The organism is Brachybacterium paraconglomeratum (genome assembly GCF_003994255.1).
Lineage (GTDB): Bacteria > Actinomycetota > Actinomycetes > Actinomycetales > Dermabacteraceae > Brachybacterium > Brachybacterium conglomeratum.
This window is the reverse complement of record NZ_ML133860.1, coordinates 36,551-57,155: the sequence shown is the minus strand read 5'-3', so window position 1 is coordinate 57,155 and position 20,605 is coordinate 36,551. Positions and strand designations below refer to the sequence as shown.

Below are 20,605 nucleotides of genomic sequence, written 5' to 3'. Positions count from 1 at the left end.
GCCGATGGCGACATGACGAAGGGCTCCTCCCGATGGGAGGAGCCCTTCGTCATGCTCGGCGACGGAGCCGACGCCCCGCAGCTCAGGCCGGGGGCAGAGTGCGGCGCGTGGTCGTCGAGCGGGTGACGCGCACCGTGGAGCCGTCGGCCTCGGTGGTCGTGCTCGTGCTGGTGGTGGTCACCGTGATGGTGCGGCACGTGTCGGCGATGCGGGCCCGCAGGTCGGAGGGGGCGCGGTCCGCGCAGCTGCGGCGCACCAGCTCCTTCAGCCGGCGCAGGCGCTCCCACTCGTCGGCGCACTCGGGGCAGTCGTCGGTGTGGCGGCGCATCCGCTCGACGGTCTCGCGGGGGAGCTCGCCGTCGAGCGCCTCCTCGAGCCCGAAGCTCATGTCGCGCGTCGAGCCGGTCGCCGTCTCGCGCCTCGAGGTCTCGCGCATCGCGCGGTCGTTCTGGGTCATCGCTCCTCCTCCCGGTCCGCGGTGCCGGCTCCGGTGTCGTCGGCGGCGTCCCCCGCCGAGGGCTGCGCACGCAGGAAGCCCGTGCGCCGGGCATGATCGGTGAGCTTCTCGCGCAGCTGGCGCCGCCCGCGATGGAGCCGGGACATGACCGTGCCGATCGGCGTGTCCATGATCTCGGCGATCTCCTTGTAGGCGAAGCCCTCGACGTCGGCGAGGTAGACCGCCATGCGGTAGTCCTCCCGCAGCTCGGACAGCGCGTCCTTCACCGCGGAGTCCGGCAGGTGGTCCAGCGCCTCGGCCTCCGCCGAGCGCAGGCCCGTGCTCGAGTGGCTCGAGACCTCTGCGAGCTGCCAGTCCTCGACCGTGTCGGTCCAGGCCTCCTTGGGGCGGCGCTGCTGCTTGCGGTAGCTCGAGATGTAGCTGTTGGTCATGATGCGGTACAGCCACGCCCGCATGTTCGTGCCCGGGGTGAAACGGTCCTGGGCGCGGAACGCCTTCACGAAGGTGTCCTGGACCAGGTCCTCGGCGTCGTGCGGGTTGCGGGTCATCCGCAGCGCGCCGCCGTAGAGGGAGTCCAGATGCGAGAGCGCCTCGGTCTCGAAGTCGAAGTCCGCCGCAGGATCGGGCTGCTCCGCGGAGGGCATGCCGGTCCCGTGGTCGGAAGTGGGCTGTGTCTGCGTCATCGTCCCCAAACCTACGCCACCCGGGATCGCGGGGGCGCGCTCCAGCAGTCCGGTCGTCATGCGCCGCTCCCTCCCCGGCACCCGCCGGCGTGCTCGACCGTCCCGTCGGGGTCCCGACGGGGGCGCGGAACCGTGTCCGCACCGTCCAGTGCAACGCGACGGGCGTAGGGGATGTTCCTCGGGCGGTAGTGTGGGGGTCGGTGATCTTCCCGACAGGGCTGATCACCGGACCGTCGTTACCCGCTCAGAACGTGAGGACACCATGGCCCTGGTCCGCCGGATCGCACGACCGCTGCTCGCCGCCCCCTTCGTCTTCGAGGGCGTGCGCACCGCGCTCCACCCCGAGCGCGAGATCGACGTCTACCCGCAGGCCTTCGACGCGGTCGACTCGGCGCTGACCAAGAGCTCCGCGCCGGGCTTCATCGACTCCCGCGCCGTGGTGCGCGCCGCCGGCGTCGTCGCCGCGGGCGCCGGCGTCCTCTACGCGACCAACCGCGCACCCCGCGCCGCCGCCGCTGCCCTGCTCGTGACCACCTCCGTCGGCTGGGCCGGTCGGAAGAAGGTCTGGGAGCTGCGCGGCGAGGAGCTCGTCGCCGAGGTGCAGTCCATCCTCACCGACGCCGGCCTGCTGGGCGGCGTGCTCCTGGCCGTCGTCGACCACGACGGCCGCCCCTCGCTCGGCTACCGGGCGAACAAGTTCGTCGAGCGCAGCCAGAAGAAGGCCGCGCAGAAGCAGCGCGAGCTCGAGAAGAAGGCCGGGAAGCTGGAGAAGAAGGCCAAGGGCGCCGTCTCCACCGCCCAGAAGCAGCTCGCCGACCAGCACGGCTGATCTCCGTGGGTTCCGAGGTGCTGTGGAACGCACCGGTCGCCGACCAGCCGGTCGACGCCCTGGTGCGGGTTCCCGGGTCGAAGTCCCTCACCGCACGCTGGATGCTGCTCGCCGCCGCGGCGAGCGAGCCGTCCACGCTGCGCGGCGCGCTCGTCTCCCGCGACACGCGGCTGATGCGCGATGCGCTCGAGCGGCTCGGCGCAGTGCTGGAGGTGCGCGACGGGGTGCTGCACGTCTCCCCGATCCCGCCGGCCTGCGAGCACCCCGCCGAGCCGATCGAGATCCACACCGGCCTGGCCGGGACCGTGATGCGCTTCGTGCCGCTGCTGGCGGCGCTGCGCCACGGCGACGTGCGCTTCACCGGTGACGACGCCGCGCTCGTGCGGCCCATGGACGCGGTCGTCCAGGTGCTGCGCGGCCAGGGCGTCGAGGTGACCGAGCACGGCGAGCCGGGCCGGCTGCCGTTCACGGTGCACGGCCGGGGCACGCTGCCCGGCGGCCGGGTCGAGGTGGACGCCTCGGCCTCCAGCCAGTTCATCTCCAACGTGCTGCTGGTCGCGGCGCGGGCGGAGACGGACCTCGAGCTCGTCCATGTCGGGAAGGAGCTCCCCTCCCTGCCCCACATCGACATGACCCTGGAGACGCTGCGCCGCGCCGGGGTCGAGGCCTCGCACGAGGTCGACGCCGAGGGCCGTCACTCCTGGAGGGTCGCGTGCGGCCCGATCCGTCCGCTGGAGGTCGTCGTCGAGCCGGACCTCTCCAACGCCGGGCCGTTCCTGGCCGCGGCGATGGTCACCGCCGGCACGATCGCGGTGGACGACTGGCCGGAGACCACCACCCAGCCCGGCGACGCGTACCGGGAGCTGCTGACGCGGATGGGCGCCGAGGTGTGGCGCGAGGACGAGGCGGTGGTGGTGCGCGGCACGGATGCGCTGCACGGCATCGAGGCGGACTTGTCGGCCGTCGGCGAGCTCGTCCCTACCGTCGCGGCGCTGTGCGCGCTCGCGGACTCCCCCTCGCGGATCACCGGCGTCGCGCACCTGCGCGGGCACGAGACGGATCGCCTCAAGGCGCTGGCGACCGAGCTGACGAAGGTCGGCGCCCGCACCGAGGAGCTGCCCGACGGGCTCGTGATCACGCCGGGCCCGCTGCGCGGCGCCGTCTTCGAGACCTACGAGGACCACCGCATGGCGACCGCCGGCGCGATCATCGGCCTGCGCGTCCCCGGCGTGCAGGTGGTCGACGTCGGCACCACGCAGAAGACCCTCCCCGACTTCGTGGGGATGTGGCTGTCGATGCTCCACCCCGAGCCGGCGGAGGGCGACGCGTGAGCCCCGTGCCGCGCGGATCGGGTGCGCCCAGGCACGGGGCGCACCGGTCCCCGCGCGCCCAGGAGGCCACCTCGTGGTGAGGCGGTCCGTCCGCGACTTCGACGAGTCCGACGTGCGGATCCGCCCGAACCGACGCGGCTCCCGCCCCCGCACGAAGGACCGCCCCACGCACGACGACGCGATCACGGCTCGCGTCGTGTCCGTCGACCGCGGCCGCTGGCGCACCGTCGTCGGCGAGGGCACCGAGGACCAGCGCGCGGTCACCGCGATGCGCGCCCGGGAGCTCGGCCGCTCCCCCGTCGTCCCCGGCGACCTCGTCGGCCTCGTCGGCGACACCTCGGGGCGCGAGGGGACCCTCGCCCGGATCGTGCGGATCCAGGAGCGCAGCTCCTTCCTGCGCCGCAGCGCCGACGACGACGACTCGACCGAGCGACCCCTGGTCGCGAACGTCGACGTGATGGTGATGGTGACGGCGCTGGCCGATCCCGAGCCGCGCGGCGGCATGATCGACCGCTGCCTGGTCGCGGCCTACGTCGCCGGCATCGACGCCCTGCTGGTGCTGACGAAGGCGGACCTGCGCGCCCCGGAGGACTTCCTCGCCGCCTACGCCCCGCTCGGCCTGGAGCACGTGGTGACCCGTCGGGAGTCCCCCACTGAGGCGGAGGATCCGGAGCGCCCCGGCATCATCGGCCTCGAGCAGCTGCGCGAGCGACTCTCGGGACGGATCAGCGTGCTCGTGGGCCATTCCGGAGTGGGCAAGTCCACCCTGCTGAACGCCCTGGTCCCCGGCGCGAGCCGCGCCACCGGCGTGGTCAACGACGTCACCGGGCGCGGCCGCCACACCTCCTCCTCGGCGCTCGCGATGCAGCTGCCGGAGGACGACGGCTGGGTGATCGACACCCCGGGCGTGCGCTCCTTCGGCCTGGGGCACGTGGACCCCGACGAGCTGCTGGACGCCTTCGCCGACCTCGCCGGTCTCGCCGAGCAGTGTCCGCGCGGATGCACTCACCTCGAGGACGCGCCCGACTGCGCCCTCGACGATCTCGTGGACGAGGGCGAGGCCGGCACCGCGGGCCCTGCGCGCCTGGCCTCCTACCGTCGCCTGGCCGAGGCGCTGCGCCGCAACGACCCCTGGGACGTCTGAGCGCCGAGTCGCTGCGGCCCGACGGGGGCGCGGGACCCTATCGTGGACCCCATGTCCAGCCGCTACGCCGATGACCTGCGCCTCGCCCATGTGCTCGCCGATGCCGTGGACCAGCTGACCACCTCCCGGTTCAAGGCGCAGGACCTCGAGATCTCGACCAAGCCCGATCTCACCGAGGTCACCGACGCCGACAGGGCCGCCGAGCAGCTGGTGCGCTCCCAGCTCTCGCGCTCCCGCTCGCGGGACCAGGTGATCGGCGAGGAGTTCGGCTCCACCGGCGCGTCCCCGCGGCAGTGGGTGATCGACCCGATCGACGGGACCAGCAACTTCGTGCGCGGCGTGCCCGTCTGGGGCACCCTGATCGGCCTGATCGAGGACGGCCGCCCCGTCGTCGGCCTCGTCTCCGCGCCGGCGCTGGGACGCCGCTGGTGGGGCGGGGAGGGCGCCGGGGCCTGGACCGGCTCCCGACTCAGCAGCGCGACGCGCCTGCAGGTCTCGACGGTGAGCACGCTCGAGGAGGCCTCGCTGTCCTACTCCTCGCTGCACGGCTGGGCCGATCACGAGCTGCTGCCCGAGATGCTGAACCTCATGCAGCGCTTCTGGCGCACCCGCGCCTACGGCGACTTCTGGTCCTACATGCTCGTGGCCGAGGGCGCGGTGGACGTCGCCTGCGAGCCCGAGCTGAAGCTGCACGACATGGCCGCGCTGGTCCCGATCGTCACCGAGGCCGGCGGCCGCTTCACCTCCCTGGACGGCGAGCCCGGGCCGTTCGGCGGCAATGCGGTGGCGACGAACTCGCTGCTGCACGAGGAGGTCCTCGAGGCGCTCGTCGCCCGGGAGCGCTGAGCCCCGGCCGGCCGCTGTCCGCCGGGACCCGCGCGGCGGCAGCCGGGGCCGGCGCTCGGTACGATGGCGGGACCCAGCGTCGCGGGATCGACCCTGTCCTCCCGCGCGCCCGTTCCCGGACTCTCGGAGGTTCCGCCCTATGACCGTCAAGCGCGTCGCACTGCTCACCGCCGGGGGCTACGCCCCGTGCCTCTCCTCCGCCGTCGGCGGACTGATCGAGCGCTACACCGAGCTGGTGCCGGACGTGGAGATCATCGCCTACAAGCACGGCTACTGGGGCCTGCTCTCCGGCGAGAAGATCGTGGTCGACGACGAGGTGCGCGCGAAGGCGGGCATCCTGCACAACTACGGCGGCTCCCCCATCGGCAACTCCCGCGTGAAGCTCACCAACACGAAGGACCTCGTGAAGCGCGGCCTGATCCAGGAGGGCGAGAACGCCCTGGAGGTCGCCGCGAACAAGCTCAAGGACGACGGTGTGGACGTGCTGCACACCATCGGCGGCGACGACACCAACACCACCGCCGCGGACCTCGCCGCCTACCTGCACGAGCACGGCCACGAGATGCAGGTCGTCGGCCTGCCCAAGACCATCGACAACGACATCGTCCCGATCCGCCAGTCGCTCGGCGCGAAGTCCGCCGCGGAGCAGACCAGCATCTTCGCGCAGAACATCATCGCCGAGCACGGCTCGAACCCGAAGATGCTGATCGTCCACGAGATCATGGGCCGCGCCTGCGGGTATCTCACCGCGCAGGCGGCGGAGTACTACCAGCAGTGGCACTCCCAGCAGGAGTGGCTGCCCGGCATCGGCCACTCCGCCGACCGCTGGGACGTGCACGCCGTGTTCCTGCCCGAGCTCAAGCTCGACATCGAGGCCGAGGCCGCTCGTCTGCGGAAGGTCATGGACGAGACCGGCTGCGTGAACATCTTCCTCTCCGAGGGCGCGGGCATCCCCGAGATCGTCGCCGAGATGCAGGAGCGCGGCGAGGAGCCGGAGAAGGACCCCTTCGGCCACGTCAAGATCGACACGATCAACCCCGGCCAGTGGTTCGCGAAGCAGTTCGCCGAGAAGCTCGGCGCGGAGAAGGTCATGGTCCAGAAGTCGGGCTACTTCTCCCGCTCCGCGAAGGCGAACCCCGAGGACATCCGCCTGATCAAGTCGATGACGGACTACGCCGTGCAGGTCGCCCTCGAGGGCGGCTCGGGTCTCATCGGCCACGACGAGGAGCGCGGCGACGTGCTGCGCGCGGTCGAGTTCGACCGCGTCGCCGGCCACAAGGCCTTCGACATCTCCCAGCCCTGGTTCGCCGAGGTCATGGAGCGCACCGGGCAGAAGATCGTCCCGGCCGAGGCGCACTGAGCGTCCCGATGAGTCATCGGGCGGGAGACCTCGTGAGCGGCTCCCGCCCGCGCGTGCGCACCTGGCGCCGCACCCTGCGCGCGCTCGCCCTGGAAGGGCGGGCGCGCGCAGCGCGTCCCGGGGCCGACGGCGTCCTGCACCTCTCCCCCGGCCCGCACGCCACCGCGCTCGCCCTGGACCGCGGCCCGCTCTCCCCTCCGGTGCTGCTGCGCCCCCGGCAGGGACGTCTCGGAGACTGCTGGCTGATGGCGCCGATGCTCGCCGTCCACGAGACCGCGCCGGAGCGCCTGCGGGCGCTGATCGGCGAGGAGGCGGACGGGATCGCGGCTGTCCGCCTGCCGGCCCTGGAGGAGCCGCTGCGGGTAGACCGTCGCCTCCCCGTCGATGCGCGCGGAGTGTTCCAGTACGGCCAGCGCGACGGCGCGAACCCCGGCTGGGTGGGTGTGCTCGAGAAGGCGATCGCCGGTCACATCGCGGGGGACTACGCCTTCCTGCAGCGGGGCCTGGCCCGCTACGGCTTCGCGCTGTTGCTCGGCGAGCGGGTGAGCACCCGGCTGCGCCTTCCCGATGCCGCCCGGATCCTCGCCTGGCTGACCGAAGGACGCGCACTCTGCGCCTCCACGCATCCGCTGAGCCCGCGGGTGCCGTCGGCGGCCGGTCCCCTGCCGCCGAACCATGTCTTCGCCGTCGTCGGCGCCGACGCGACGAGCGGACACGTGCATCTGCGGAACCCGGTGCGGCCGGCGGAGCTGCTCGTCCTCGATGCGCGCTCGTTCCAGCGCGGGTTCCTGTCCGTCGACGTCACCGCGCCGCTGCGGTGACGGGTAGGGCCGTCCGCTCCTGATGTTGGGCTCCGCGGTGATCGAGATCGACGAGGGCGTACCCCTACACGTCGTGCAGTGCCAGGAGTCGTTCACGCCCAAGTAGATCGTCACGAGCTCCGGGGGCTTGCCACCGACGCCGTGCACACTGCCCGGTCCGCGGTCGCGCCGTGGGGATGGCAGACCCGATGCCACCCTCGATCCCCGCGAACAGCGCGCGGAGCGTGTCCCGGACAGGCCGGCCCCACCGGCCGGTCGACGACTCGGCGCACCCTCCGGCTGTGACGTAGCCTGCAAGCGTCCGAGGACATGGGAGGAGATCATATGGGCGACAGTCCGAAGTCCGGGGTGAACGTGCTGCTGGTGGCCGACCCGGGCCTACCCACGGCCCGAGCGCGATCGATCCAGGATGACCTGCAGGAGCTGCTCGACGAGGAGTTCAGCCCCCCGATCACTCTCAACGTCCAGACCGCGATGCTCCGTTTGCGCCCCGACAACTCCCTCGATCTCTCCGACGCCGTCGAGCTGGCACGCGAGTACGGATCACCGGACGCGGTGCTGCTGCTGACCGAGATCCCGCGACTGGACGATGGCCATCCCCTGATCGCAGAGATCTTCCCCGACGAGAGGATCGCCGTCGTCTCGTGCCCCACGCTCGGAGCGTTCTTCAGCCGCCGCCGCGTCCTCGACACACTGATGGCGTGCACCGTGCGGCTGAAGCCGACCAGCGAGCCCCGGGACCCCTCGATGTTCGACCGGTCCTGGCTCCGCTGGGCCCAGAGCCCGGACGGCAACGACCATTCGACGCTCCGGGCACGCCGGTTCACCGGCGGTCTCCGCACCGTCCTCGGGATGGTCGCCGGCAACGAGCCCGTGAAGACGGCGCCGCGCCTCTCGAGCGCCCTTGCAGCGGCAGCGGCCACCGGCGCATTCGGCATCTTCTACAACTCGATCTGGGTCATGTCCACCTACCTGTCGACGCCGCGGCTCATCGGCGTCGGGCTCCTCGCGATCGCGGCGATGACGGCATGGCTCATCGCCAGCAACGGGCTCTGGGACTCGCCGGAGCGGGAGAATCTCGCACGGGTCGTCCTGCTCTACAACCTCTCCACGGTGGTCACTCTGGTGCTGTGCGTCCTCGTGCTCTACGCGGCGCTGGTCCTGCTCATCCTCGCCGGAGGCCTGATCGTCATCGCTCCCGAGTACATGGAGGACGTGACCGGGCAGCCTCCCGTCTTCACCCGTTACCTCGACATCGCGTGGCTCAGTGCCGCCATGGGCGTCGTGGCCGGCGCGCTCGGCTCGAGCTTCGACCAGCGCACCGACCTCAAGACGCTCACCCATGGGCAGAGGGAGCGCCAGCGGAAGTACACCGAGGAGGGCTCGTGATCGTCGGCAGTGGGTCGTTCAGCCACTAGCAGGTGCTGGGCAGGATGCCGGCGCTGGCGGGGGGGGGGGGGGGTTCTTCTCGCGGGTGAGCGGGGAAGCGTCGTCCTGGGTCCGGTCGAGGCCTGCCTGGTGGAGGCAGCTTCGGCCGAGGTCGAGGTGCTCGGCGGCACCGGCAGGACCGATTACGAGCCCCCGGCGCTGAACACGGCAGAACACGAAGGCCCCCGATCCGCATTTCTGCTGATCGAGGGCCTTCCTTCGTAGCGGGGGCAGGATTTGAACCTACGACCTCCGGGTTATGAGCCCGGCGAGCTACCGAACTGCTCCACCCCGCGGCGACATCAGTAACTCTAGGACGACCCGGCCCCCGAGTCCAGCCGAAAGGCCTCCGACGTGGGCCATGCCACGTTCACGGGCAGTTCACCTGCGCTCTCGTGCCTGAACGGCCCTGCTGCGACTCTCGCGACCCGCGTCGCGCACCACGTCCGCGGCCTCCGCTGCGCAGCTCCGCGCCCCTCCGACGACGAGGACGCCCGCCGCGCACCGGCCTCAGCCGGCGCCGCGACGGGCGTCCTCGGATCCGGGATGCTCCCGGCGGTCGAAGGCGGGGGGTCAGCCCTCCCCGCCACCGTCGGAAGCCGCCGGCGTGCCGGACCCGCCGAGCTCCTGGTTGGCCTCGACAGCCCGGTTCAGCGCATCGGCCAGACGGTCCTGCGCGTCGCCATACGCGGCCCAGTCCCCTTCTGCCATCGCCTTCTCGGAGTCGGCGACCGCGGTGTCCATGTCGGTCAGCGCCTGGTCGAGGCGCTGCTGGGGGGTGCCGTCAGCCGCGGGAGCCTGCTGCTCGCCCTCGGCGGGCGGCTGCTCGCCCTCAGCGGGGGCCTCCCCGTCTCCCTCCTCGACGGTGCCCTCGCCGGTCTCGGCGTCGGCCGTGCCGCTGGGGGCATCGGAGTCGGTGACCTCCGCATCGCCGGCGGAGGCTCCCGAGTCGCCGCCGAAGACCAGGTCGAGCGCCTCGTCCAGCGTCGGCGCGAAGCCGATCCGGTCGCCGAAGGAGACCAGCACCATCTGCAGCAGCGGGTACTGGGTGCCGCCGCCGGTCTGCGAGGACTGCAGATAGACGGGCTGCACGTAGAGCAGGCCGCCGCCGACGGGCAGGGTGAGCAGGTTGCCGTTGATGACCTCGGAGGCGCCCTGCTGCAGCAGGTTCAGCGCCTGGGACACGTTCGGCTCGGCGTTGAAGGTCGCCTGGACCTGTCCGGGACCGTTGACCGGATTGGAGGTCGGCAGCCGCAGCAGCGTCATGTCGCCGTAGCTGTCCGCCGGATTCCCCTCGGTGTTGCCCGTCTCCGAGTCGACCGCGAGGAAGCCGGTGAGCACGTTCTGCCCCTCGGAGGGGATGAAGCTCGAGGAGAGCGTGAAGCGGGGCTGCTCCTCGTCCGGCATCTGCATGGTGAGGTACATCGGCGGCTGCGGGGCCTGCTGGCCGGCGCTGCCGTCGGGGTTGGTGGGCGCCGGGACCGTCGGGTCCGGCGGCACCTGCCAGAAGTCCTGCTGGGTGAAGAAGTCGTCCGCGTCGGTGACGTGGTACGTGGAGAGGATCTGGCGCTGCGCCTTGAAGTAGTCCGCCGGGTAGCGCAGATGCGACATCAGCTCGCCGCTGATCTCCGAGGCGGGCTGGAGGGCGTCCGGGAACACCTCGGCCCAGGACTTCAGGATCGGGTCCTCGGTGTCCCAGGTGTACAGCGTCACCGAGCCGTCGAAGGCGTTCACGGTCGCCTTCACGGAGTTGCGCATGTAGTTCGCCGAACGCTGGCGGTTGCTCGCCGAGGCGTTCGGATCGGTCTGGGAGTCGTTGACCGTCTGCTCGAGGTCGACCGACTGCGCGTAGGGGTACTCGGTCGTGGTCGTGTACCCGTCGACCACCCACACCATCTGCTCGTCCACGACGGCGGGGTACATCTGCGAGTCCAGCGACAGGAACGGCGCGACCTCGCGGACACGCTGCTGCGGGTCGCGGTCGTAGAGGATCTGCGACTCCTCGTTGAGGTAGTTCGAGATCACGATGTTCGGGTCGCGGAACTTGATCGCGTACAGCAGCTGGTTGAAGAAGCTGCCGACGGCGGGACCGCCGTCGCCCTGGAAGGTGTTGTAGACCTGCTCGCCGCCCTGCTCGTCGTCCGTGCTGCCCTGCTGGTAGTCGAACTCCTGGGGGTCGGCCCCCTCGGGCGCTCCGACGATCGAGTAGTCCGGGGAGTGGCGACCGAAGTAGACCCGCTCCTCGTACTCGCCGAACGCGCCCTCGCCGGGCACGCCCGACTGAAGGAAGCTCGGCTCGCCGTCGGAGTTGCGACGGTTGCCGTGCGCGGCGGCGGCGCCGTAGCCGTGCGTGTAGGTGATGTGCTGGTCCACCCAGGAGCGGTCCGAGAGGCCGAACTTGTCCGGCCGCAGCTCGCGCACGCCGATCACGGTGTCCTGCAGCTGACCGTCGATCTCGTAGCGGTCCACGCTGAGCACGTCGTCGAAGCCCCAGTAGCGACGGTTGGCCTCGCGCTGCTCGAAGGTGGGCGAGATGACGTTGGGGTCCATCAGACGGATCTGCGCCGTGGTCGAGGCGTCCTCGCGCAGCGCACCCGAGGTCGCGTCCGTGCTGGCCGTGTAGGGGACCTCGGTGACGTCGTCGAGGTCGAACGCGGTGCGGGTCGCGTCGATGTTGTTCTGGATGTAGGGCTGCTCGAGCGCGCGCTCGTTGGGCTGGACCTGGAACTGCTGGATGGCCCAGGGGTAGAGGTTGCCGACGGCGAGGGTGGACAGGATCATCAGCCCGGCGCCGATCGCGGGGATGCGCCAGTCCGAGCGGAAGATCCACACCACGAACAGCGCCGCGACCACCACCGCGGCGATCGCGAGGATCGTCTGCGCGGGCAGGATCGCGTGGACGTCCGCGTAGGAGGCGCCCTCGAAGCGGGTGTGGGAGGCGGTCAGCAGGTCGTATCGCTGGAACCAGTGCCCCGCGCCGAGGAAGAGCACGTAGATCGCGGCGAGCACGCCGAGGTGGCGGCGCGCGGTGCGCGTGACCTCGAGCCCGCTCTCCTGACCCCAGCTCACGCCGCCGTAGACGAAGTGGCCGATCAGGGCGCCGACGATGGAGACGAGCAGCACGAACTGCCCGAAGGAGACCAGCACGTCGATCACCGGCAGGATGAAGACGTAGAAGGAGATGTCGTTGCTGAAGACCGGGTCGGTCTGCCCGAAGTCCTGCGGGTGCCGGAACAGCTGCACGTCCTGCCAGCGACGGGACAGCGCGAGCCCGCCGAAGGCGCCGATCACGATCGGCGCGCCGTAGGTCAGGCCGCGGCGCAGCGGGTCCACCGCGGCGCGGAACTGCTCCAGCGCCTCCTGCTCCCGCGTGATCGGCGGGTAGACCGGGCGCTTGGTGTACGCGATGCGGAGGCTGAGGAACAGCGGCACGGCGAACACCACGAAGCCGGCGACGAACAGCAGCGCCTGGGTGACCCACCGCGTGACGAGCACGTCGGTGAACTCGAGCTGGTCCATCCACAGGTACTTCGTCCACACCTCCGAGGCGAGGACGAGGAGCGCGATGAGCACGCCGAGCGCGATCACCGTGATCATCAGAGGGGAGATCCTCCGGGGCTCGCCGGAGCCTCCGTCGGGGGCCGGTCGTGGGCGCGGCCGCGGCATGTCGCCGAACTGGGCGGAGAAACTCACAGATAACCTCTGGTGCCTCGAAGTCGGAGCGCACACGGGGCCCCCGACGTCGTGGGGTCCCAGAACGCGGCCCGGGTACAGTGTGGTGCCGCCGTGTCGCACGGCGGTCACCCCATTCTGTCAGGCCGAACCTGTAAGGGACCTCTCGATCCGATGACGACTCCTGCCCAGGACCCGCTGGACGCGCCCACGGCCGCGCTCGCCGCCGCCGTGCTCGAGGTCGCCCGCCATGTCGAGGACGGCCCGCTGCCCGCTCCGCGCCTCTTCGCGCTCGCCCGCAGCGCGGAGCTGATCGCCGCCTCCCCCGCCCTCGCCGCGCTGCTGGGCGCCGAGGGCGAGGGCGCGAACGCCCACGACGACCTGCACCTCACACCGATCGACCTCGACGAGGGCGCCGCTCCCTCCGGTCCGTCCGACGGGCAGGAGGATCCGCTCGCGGCGCTCGAGAAGGTGCAGTGGCCGGACATGGCCGCCGGCGGCGCGATCGCCTGCGATCTCGCGCCCGCGGCCTGGTCGGTCCGCGACGGGGAGCAGAGCGCCGGCGGCGCCGCGCTGCCGTCGGGGCGTGTGCTGCGCGTGGTGGTCGCGGCACTGGGCGACGGCACCACCTGGTCGGCGGCGCACCGCGGCGACGAGGACGGCTACGTCCTCGGCGCCGCGCTGCTGCCGGAGATCTCCGAGGCGCTGGTGCAGACCCTGCAGTCCGGGAGCTGACCCCCTCCCCCGTCGGGATCCGCTGACGGGCTCAACCGACGGAGCGCGTCCCGTCGGTCGACCGCCGCCTCGTCCGCCTGCACCGCGGTGCGGCTCAGAAGGCCGGCGCGAGCGAGTCCTCGCCCTCCGTCTCGTCCGCATCCTCGGGGTTCGCCGAGCTCGCCTCGGTGAGGATCTCCCCCGAGTTCGGGTCCAGGTTCGGGACGTCCTGCGCGCGCAGCGGCTTGGTGAACTGGGAAGAGCCGTAGGTGAGGTCGTGGCCGATGGACTCGGCCTGGAGGTTCAGGGAGTAGCGGGTGATGCCGTCGGTGCCCTGCCACTCCGAGGTGTTCAGCCGGCCCGTGACCAGCAGCGGCTGTCCCTTGTGGATCGAGCGCATCACGTTCTGGCCCAGCCCGCGGCGGGCGAAGACGGTGACGAACTCGGTCTTGCGGTCGGCGAAGTCCTGCGTGGCGGTGTTGTAGTAGCGGCCGGTGACGGCGATCCGAAGCTTGACGCTGGTGGATCCGTCCTCCTGCCGGTGCTCGCTGGGATCGGCGGTGACGTTCCCCATCAGCGTGGTCTGGATGTCGCGCATGGCGCTGTCCTTCCTGGCTGCCGGGGAGCTCCCCGGCCTCGGCACCCTGCCGAGTGACCTCAGCGTCGCCGGGCGGTGCCGCCCGTTCCAGGGCGGGGCCGATCCTGTGGACGGCAAGGGGCTGGGGAGGAACGGTCACGGGCGGAGCCCGCACCCGGAGCGGCAGGCCTCCAGGATGCGGGGCGTGGTCTGCCCGGACACGGAGCACCGCGGCGTCAGAACGCGAAGCGGCCGATCCCTCCGAGGAGGGACCGGCCGCTCGTGCCGCCGGGACGCGGACCATCAGGCCCGCCCGTCGGCGTCAGGTGCGAGAGGCTCAGGCCTGGGGCACGACAAGACCGGACGCGGACGAGCGCGCGGCCTCGAAGCGGGCCTGCACGTCGGCCCAGTTCACGATGTTCCAGATCGCCTTGACGTAGTCCGCCTTCACGTTCTGGTAATCGAGGTAGAAGGCGTGCTCCCACATGTCCAGCTGGAACAGCGGGATCGTCGCCACCGGCACACCGTTCTGCTGATCGTAGAACTGCTCGATCACCAGGTTCCCGCCGATCGGCTCGTAGGCCAGCACCGCCCAGCCCGAGCCCTGGATGCCCAGCGCCGCCGCGGTGAAGTGCGCACGGAAGGAGTCGAAGGAGCCGAAGTACTCATCGATCGCCTGCGCGAGCTCGCCGGTCGGCTTGTCGCCGCCCTCCGGGGAGAGGTTCTTCCAGAAGATCGAGTGGTTCGTGTGACCGCCCAGGTTGAAGGCGAGGTCCTTCGAGAGCTGGTTGATCGATCCGAAGTCCCCGGCCTCGCGGGCCGCGGCGAGCTTCTCCAGCGCCGTGTTCGCACCCTTGACGTAGGTCGCGTGGTGCTTGGAGTGGTGCAGCTCCATGATCTTCCCCGAGATCGAGGGATCCAGCGCGCCGTAGTCGTAATCGAGATCGGGAAGCGTGTACTCCGCCATATGGATCATCCCTTCGTCAGTTCTGCGCGGGACCAGCCGGTGCGGACCCCGCCGTGTGATCCATCCTGCCACGAGGCGCTGAGCAGGGGCAGGGGCGGCCGGGAAACGGTCCCCCGGTCGGCCGGCGGGCCCGGGTGTCGGGGCGGCGGTCCACAATGGTGCGATGGCCACGCCCCGTCCGCGCCTGCCCTCCTCGTTCTCCCCTGCCACGACGGCGTGGTTCGAGGAGTCCTTCGAGGCGCCCACCCCGGCGCAGGCCGCGGCGTGGGAGGCGATCGAGCAGGGGCAGGACACCCTCGTGGTCGCGCCGACGGGGTCGGGCAAGACCCTCGCCGCGTTCCTCAGCGCGATCGACCGACTGGCCGGTTCTCCGACGCCGTCGTCTGCCGCGACGAGCGTTCTGTACATCTCGCCGCTGAAGGCGCTCGGCGTCGACGTCGAGCGGAACCTGACCTCGCCGCTCGTGGGCACCGCGCGCACGGCGGAGCGGCTCGGCCTGCCCCGGCGCCGGCTGAGCGTGGGCGTACGCACCGGGGACACTCCGCCGGCGGAGCGGCGCCGGCTCGCGACCCATCCTCCGGACATCCTCATCACCACCCCCGAGTCGCTGTTCCTGATGCTCACCTCGCAGGCGCGGGAGACGCTGCGCGGCGTGGACACGGTGATCCTCGACGAGGTCCATGCCGTGGCCGGCACGAAGCGGGGCGTGCACCTGGCGCTGTCCCTGGCGCGGCTCGATGCGATGCTCCCCGCCCCGGCGCAGCGAATCGGGCTGTCGGCGACGGTGGAGCCGGTCGAGGAGGTCGCCGCCTTCCTCGCCGGCTCTGCGCGAGGACGGGACGCGGTGGTGGTGCGGCCGCCGTCGACCAAGCGCTGGGACATGCGGATCACGCTCCCGGTCGCGGACCTGCAGGCGATCGAGCCGCCCGCCGATGCGGTCGACGACGAGGACGTCTCGGGGACGATCTGGCCCCACGTCGAGCGGGCGGTGCTGGAGGAGGTCCTCGCCCACCGCTCCACGATCGTGTTCACGAACTCCCGCAGCCAGGCCGAGCGCCTCACCGGGAAGCTGAACCGGCTGCACGCGAGACGGGTCACGACGGAGGCGGCTGCGGGGCCCGACGGGGAGGCGGAGGAGCTCGTCGAGGTCGAGGATATCGCCCGCGCCCACCACGGCTCGATGTCCAAGGAGGTCCGGGCCGGGATCGAGGACCAGCTGAAGTCGGGGACGCTGCGCTGCGTGGTCGCGACCAGCTCCCTCGAGCTCGGCATCGACATGGGCGCGGTGGACCTGGTGCTGCAGGTCGCGGCGCCGATGTCGGTCTCGAGCCTGCTGCAGCGGGTGGGCCGGGCCGGGCACGACGTCGGCGCGGTCTCCGAGGGATCACTGCACCCGCTGCACGCAGTGGACGTGCTGCGCTCCGCCGTCGCGGTGCAGGAGGCGGTCGCCGGGCGGATCGAGCCGCTGACCGTGCCGCGCAACGCCCTGGACGTCCTCGCCCAGCACACCGTCTCCGCCGCCGCGATGGAGGACCTGCAGGTCGACGCCTGGTACGACCTGGTCCGCTCGGCGCACCCCTATCGGGCGCTGCCCCGCTCCGCCTTCGACCAGACCGTCGACCTGCTCGCCGGGCGCTATCCCTCCACCGACTTCTCCGAGCTGCGGCCGCGGCTCGTCCACGATCGCGAGGCCGGCACACTCACCGCCCGGCCCGGCGCGCAGCGTCTCGCGGTCACCAGCGGCGGCACCATCCCCGACCGGGGCCTGTATCCCGTGCACCTGGTCGCCGCCGAGGGCGACACCCAGCCGCGGCGCGTGGGCGAGCTCGACGAGGAGATGGTCTACGAGTCCCGACGCGGGGACGTGATCACGCTGGGGACCAGCAGCTGGCGCATCGAGGAGATCACCGCCTCCCGCGTCACGGTCTCCCCCGCCTTCGGGCTCACCGGGCGGATCCCGTTCTGGCACGGCGACGGGGACGGGCGGCCCGCGAGCCTCGGCCGAGCGATCTCCGCCGCGCAGTCCGAGCTCGCCGCCCTCCCCCGCTCCGAGGCCGACGAACGCCTCACCGGCCTCGGCCTCGATGACAACGCGCGCACCGTCCTGCTCGACCTGCTCGACGAGCAGCAGCAGGTCACCGGCGCGGTGCCCGGCCCGGACCAGCTCGTCGTCGAGCGCTTCCTCGACGAGCTCGGGGACTGGCGCGTCGTGCTGCACTGCGCGGCCGGGCAGCGGATCACAGGGCCGTGGGCCCTCGCCGTCGGCGCCCGGGTCGAGGAGCGCTACGGCCTGGACGGCCAGGTCATGGCCGGGGACGACGGGATCGTGCTGCGCATCCCGCACGGCGAGCAGCCGCCCGGCGCGGACCTGTTCGTGTTCACGCCCGAGGAGATCGAGGAGGAGGTGCGCCGTCTCGTCGGCTCCTCCGCCCTGTTCGCCGCCCGGTTCCGGGAGTGCGCGGCCCGGGCGCTGCTGCTGCCGCGCCGTGACCCGAACCAGCGGGCGCCGCTGTGGCAGCAGCGTCAGCGCGCCGCGCACCTGCTCGAGGTGGCCAGGCCGCATCCGGACTTCCCGATCATGCTCGAGGCGGCGCGGGAGTGCCTCCAGGACGTCTACGACCTGCCGGCCCTGGTCGAGCTGATGACGAAGGTCAGGCGGCGTCGCCTGCAGGTGCGCGAGGTCGAGACTCCCTCTCCGTCTCCCTTCGCGCGCTCGCTGCTGTTCGGCTACATGGCGCAGTTCCTGTACGACACCGATGCGCCGCTGGCCGAGCGTCGCACCGCCGCGCTGGCGCTGGACCAGTCGCTGCTGGCCGAGCTGCTGGGCACGGTGAGCCTGCGCGAGCTGCTGGATGCCGAGGTGATCGCCGAGGTCGAGCAGCGCCTGCAGGGCCTGACCGAGGAGCGGGCGCTGCGCGGGCCCGAGCAGATCGCGGACGCGCTGCGCCGTCTGGGCCCGCTCACCCCCGCGCAGCTCGCCGAGCGCGCTGTGGACGGCCTCGATCTCGACGCGGCTCGCAGCGAGCTCGAGCAGTCCCGCCGCGTGATCACCGTGCGGATCGCCGGGGCGGAGCATCTCGCGGCGATCGAGGACGCGGGCCTCCTGCGCGATGCGCTCGGCACGGCGCTGCCGCCGGGGATCCCCGAGGTGCACCTGGCCGCGGTGGACCGGGCGGTCCCCCAGCTGCTCTCCCGCTGGGCGCGCGGCCGTGGCCCCTTCCTCGCCGACGCACCGGTGCAGGCCTTCGGTCTCGCCCCGGGCGTGGCGCGCGCCGCACTCGAGCAGCTCACCGCCGAGCGGGTCCTGTCCCAGGGCGAGTTCACGCCCGGGCGCGAGGGCGAGGAATGGGTCGAGGTCGAGGTGCTGCGCCGCATCCGCCGCGCGAGCCTCGCCGCCTCCCGGCGCGAGATCGCGCCCGTCGCGGGGCCCGTCTACGCGCGCTTCCTCGGCCAGTGGCAGCACCTGGTGGGGCGCCGCCCCGGCGGCCGACGGGAGCGCGGCACCTGGACCGGGCAGGACGGTCTGCTCTCGGTCGTGGATCAGCTCGCCGGGGTGTCGCTGCCGCTGTCGGCCTGGGAGTCCCAAGTGCTGCCGGCGAGGCTGCCGGAGGTGACGCCCGCCCTGCTGGATGCCGCCTTCGCGAGCGGGGAGCTGGTGTGGACCGGGCACGGCCGACTCGGCGCCGACGACGGCTGGATCCGTCTCCACCTCGCCGACGCCCTCCCCCTGGGGCTCGACGCCGACGCGCTCGAGGCGGCCGCCGACGCCCTCCCGGACGGCTCTATCGCGAGCCGGATCCTGGCCCTGCTGCGCACCACCCCGGGCGCGCTGCGGCACGGCGAGATCCTCACCGCGCTGGCCGACGACGGGGAGGCGGCCCGGCCGCAGGACCTGCACGAGGCGCTGTGGGACCTCGCCTTCACGGGCCTGGTCACCAACGACTCCTTCGAGGCGCTGCGCTCCTACGGCCGCGGGCCGGCCAAGGCACCGTCGGCCCGCACCCCGACACGCTCGCGCAGCCTGGGACGGCGGGGCGCGGCGCGGCTCTCCGCAGCGATGATGCGCCAGGGCGCGTCCAGCCGCTCCGAGCTCGTGACCCGGCCCGTCGGCGCCGGGCGCTGGTCCGCGGTGCGGGTCGAGCCGGTCGACCCCGCCGCCCGTGCCGCGGCGCTCGCGACGCTGCTGCTGGACCGTCACGGCGTGGTCACCCGCGGGGCGATGGACGTCGAGGACGTCACCGGCGGGTTCGCCGCGGTGTACCGGGTGCTCTCCGCGCTCGAGGAGAACGGCAGCTGCCGCCGCGGCTACTTCGTCGACGGGCTCGGCGCCTCCCAGTTCGCGCCCGCCGAGGCGGTGGACCTGCTGCGCGACCGGGACCGGGAGGCGGAGGCCGGACGCGGCGCCGACGGGCCCGACGGCGGCGCGGCAGGCCCGTCGGCCGAGGCGGTCGCCGTCGCGCTCGCCGCGACCGATCCGGCGAACCCCTACGGCGCGGCGCTGCCCTGGCCGGCGCTGCCGATCACCCCGCCCGAAGGGACGACGGCACGGCCCGCCCGCCGCGCCGGTGCGCTCGTGCTGCTGCGGGACGGGCACGTCCAGGCCTATGTCGACAAGGGGGGCAAGCACCTGCTGTGGTGGGCCGACGAGGAGGCGACGCCCGAGGCCGCCGCCCAGCTCGTCCGTGCGATCGCCGAGGACTCCCGCCTCCCGCAGCTGCGGATCGAGCGGATCGACGGGCACGGGATCGACACCGAGCCGGTCGCGGCGATCACGGCCGCGCTCGCGGAGGCCGGCTGCTACCGCTCCCCGCGCTCGCTGAGGCTGCGGGCGGGTGATCGCTGATGCCCGAGGGCGACACCGTCGCGCGCCAGTGCCGGATCCTCGACCACGCGCTCGCCGGCGCCGTGCTCACCGTCTGCGACCTCCGGGTCCCGCGTGCGGCGACCGCGGACCTCGTCGACTGGACCGTCCGCGAGGTGCGCCCGCGGGGCAAGCACCTGCTGATCCGGCTCGTCCCGCCAGTGCCCGGTGCGCCGCCGATGACGCTGCACAGCCATCTGATGATGGACGGGATCTGGCACGTGGACGGCAGGGCCCTGCGCTCGAGCGACACCAGCGCCGGGCCTCGAGACCCGTCCACGATCCGCATCGCGCTCGAGGCCCGGCACGAGGACGGGCGTGAGATGCGGGCGATCGCCTACGACGTGAAGCAGGTGAAGCTGCTGCGCACGGCCGACGAGGAGCAGCTGCTCGGGAGCCTCGGCCCGGACCTGCTCGATCCCGCCTGGGACGAGGACCCCTCCCTGCGGGAGCGGGCGCTCGCGAACCTCGCTGCCGAGCCGGAGCGACCGATCGGCCTCGCGATGCTGGACCAGCACATCATGGCCGGGATCGGGAACATCTACCGCAGCGAGCTGTGCTTCCTGCGCCGGCTCCACCCCGCCGCTCCCGTCTCCGCGGAGAAGGACCCCGGCGCGCTCGTCGACCTCGCCCATCGTCTGCTCGAGCTGAACCGGGACCGGGAGGTGCGGGTGACCACCGGCGGGATGCTCGGCCGGGACGGGGACCTGTGGGTCTACGGCCGCGGCGGGAAGCAGTGCCGCCGCTGCCGCACCCGCATCCAGCGCGACGAGCTCGCCGAACCGCGGCTCGAGGGCACCGAGGCACGGGTGCTGTGGTTCTGCCCCCGCTGCCAGGCCGGACCCGGCGCGCCGGCCCCGTCGGCGGCCCCGCGGCGTGGCCGACGTCGCTGAGACGGACTGCGTTCCTGGCCGT

15 protein-coding genes and 1 tRNA gene are annotated in these 20,605 nt (G+C 72.5%); 10 read left to right on the top strand and 6 right to left on the bottom strand.

Annotated features, from left to right (window positions below; translation table 11 throughout):
• Positions 1-82: 82 nt before the first annotated feature.
• Complete coding sequence (gene rsrA, locus DS079_RS14065) at positions 83-457, bottom strand: mycothiol system anti-sigma-R factor (RefSeq protein WP_126988479.1); 375 nt, start codon at positions 455-457, stop codon at positions 83-85.
• Positions 454-1,140 (bottom strand): sigma-70 family RNA polymerase sigma factor, encoded by a 687-nt coding sequence (locus tag DS079_RS14060; protein WP_126988478.1) that lies wholly within the window; start codon positions 1,138-1,140, stop codon positions 454-456. Before DS079_RS14060 ends, rsrA begins: the two co-directional genes overlap by 4 nt.
• Before the next feature lie 262 nt (positions 1,141-1,402).
• Here DS079_RS14060 and DS079_RS14055 point away from each other — a divergent pair, with 262 nt between their 5' ends.
• The 7 genes from DS079_RS14055 (at position 1,403) to DS079_RS14025 (ending at position 8,860) form a co-directional block, all read left to right on the top strand.
• The gene (locus DS079_RS14055; protein WP_126988477.1) at positions 1,403-1,969 is read left to right on the top strand and encodes a DoxX family membrane protein; all 567 of its coding nucleotides are present in this window, start codon (positions 1,403-1,405) and stop codon (positions 1,967-1,969) included.
• Between the two features lie 5 nt (positions 1,970-1,974).
• A complete protein-coding gene (gene aroA / locus DS079_RS14050) occupies positions 1,975-3,300 on the top strand; it encodes a 3-phosphoshikimate 1-carboxyvinyltransferase (RefSeq protein ID WP_126988476.1) in 1,326 nt (441 codons plus the stop codon).
• 73 nt (positions 3,301-3,373) lie between these two features.
• Entirely contained in the window at positions 3,374-4,444 is a 1,071-nt protein-coding gene (gene rsgA / locus DS079_RS14045) for a ribosome small subunit-dependent GTPase A (RefSeq protein ID WP_164736265.1), read from the top strand.
• Positions 4,445-4,495: 51 nt separating this feature from the next.
• On the top strand, positions 4,496-5,290 hold the full coding sequence (hisN, locus tag DS079_RS14040; protein ID WP_126988474.1) for a histidinol-phosphatase: 795 nt from the start codon (positions 4,496-4,498) through the stop codon (positions 5,288-5,290).
• 139 nt (positions 5,291-5,429) lie between these two features.
• The gene (locus DS079_RS14035; protein WP_126988473.1) at positions 5,430-6,650 is read left to right on the top strand and encodes a pyrophosphate--fructose-6-phosphate 1-phosphotransferase; all 1,221 of its coding nucleotides are present in this window, start codon (positions 5,430-5,432) and stop codon (positions 6,648-6,650) included.
• A gap of 32 nt (positions 6,651-6,682) precedes the next feature.
• Positions 6,683-7,471 carry a C2 family cysteine protease gene (locus DS079_RS14030; RefSeq protein WP_241237677.1) on the top strand — a complete coding sequence of 263 codons (789 nt, stop codon included), beginning with the start codon at positions 6,683-6,685 and terminating at the stop codon, positions 7,469-7,471.
• 324 nt (positions 7,472-7,795) lie between these two features.
• Positions 7,796-8,860, top strand: a complete 1,065-nt coding sequence (locus DS079_RS14025; protein ID WP_126988472.1) for a hypothetical protein — start codon at positions 7,796-7,798, stop codon at positions 8,858-8,860.
• 261 nt (positions 8,861-9,121) lie between these two features.
• Here the strand turns inward: DS079_RS14025 and DS079_RS14020 are convergent.
• Both DS079_RS14020 and DS079_RS14015 read right to left on the bottom strand, forming a co-directional pair.
• Positions 9,122-9,195: transfer RNA gene (locus tag DS079_RS14020), tRNA-Met, on the bottom strand.
• Positions 9,196-9,472: 277 nt separating this feature from the next.
• Positions 9,473-12,496 carry a UPF0182 family membrane protein gene (locus tag DS079_RS14015; protein ID WP_241237676.1) on the bottom strand — a complete coding sequence of 1,008 codons (3,024 nt, stop codon included), beginning with the start codon at positions 12,494-12,496 and terminating at the stop codon, positions 9,473-9,475.
• A 249-nt stretch (positions 12,497-12,745) separates the two neighbouring features.
• On the opposite strand from DS079_RS14015, the gene DS079_RS14010 reads away from it, so the two are divergent.
• Positions 12,746-13,306, top strand: a complete 561-nt coding sequence (locus DS079_RS14010) for a PPA1309 family protein (RefSeq protein ID WP_126988471.1) — start codon at positions 12,746-12,748, stop codon at positions 13,304-13,306.
• 94 nt (positions 13,307-13,400) lie between these two features.
• On the opposite strand, the gene DS079_RS14005 is transcribed toward DS079_RS14010, so the two are convergent.
• Entirely contained in the window at positions 13,401-13,883 is a 483-nt protein-coding gene (locus tag DS079_RS14005; RefSeq protein ID WP_241237675.1) for a single-stranded DNA-binding protein, read from the bottom strand.
• 316 nt (positions 13,884-14,199) lie between these two features.
• Positions 14,200-14,829: a superoxide dismutase gene (locus DS079_RS14000; RefSeq protein WP_126988550.1), complete on the bottom strand. Its 630-nt coding sequence runs from the start codon at positions 14,827-14,829 to the stop codon at positions 14,200-14,202.
• A 163-nt stretch (positions 14,830-14,992) separates the two neighbouring features.
• Here DS079_RS14000 and DS079_RS13995 point away from each other — a divergent pair, with 163 nt between their 5' ends.
• Both DS079_RS13995 and DS079_RS13990 read left to right on the top strand, forming a co-directional pair.
• The gene (locus DS079_RS13995) at positions 14,993-19,672 is read left to right on the top strand and encodes an ATP-dependent helicase (RefSeq protein WP_126988470.1); all 4,680 of its coding nucleotides are present in this window, start codon (positions 14,993-14,995) and stop codon (positions 19,670-19,672) included.
• The gene (locus tag DS079_RS13990; protein WP_126988469.1) at positions 19,672-20,583 is read left to right on the top strand and encodes a DNA-formamidopyrimidine glycosylase family protein; all 912 of its coding nucleotides are present in this window, start codon (positions 19,672-19,674) and stop codon (positions 20,581-20,583) included. The genes DS079_RS13995 and DS079_RS13990 overlap by 1 nt, the downstream gene beginning before the upstream one ends.
• Positions 20,584-20,605: the final 22 nt, after the last annotated feature.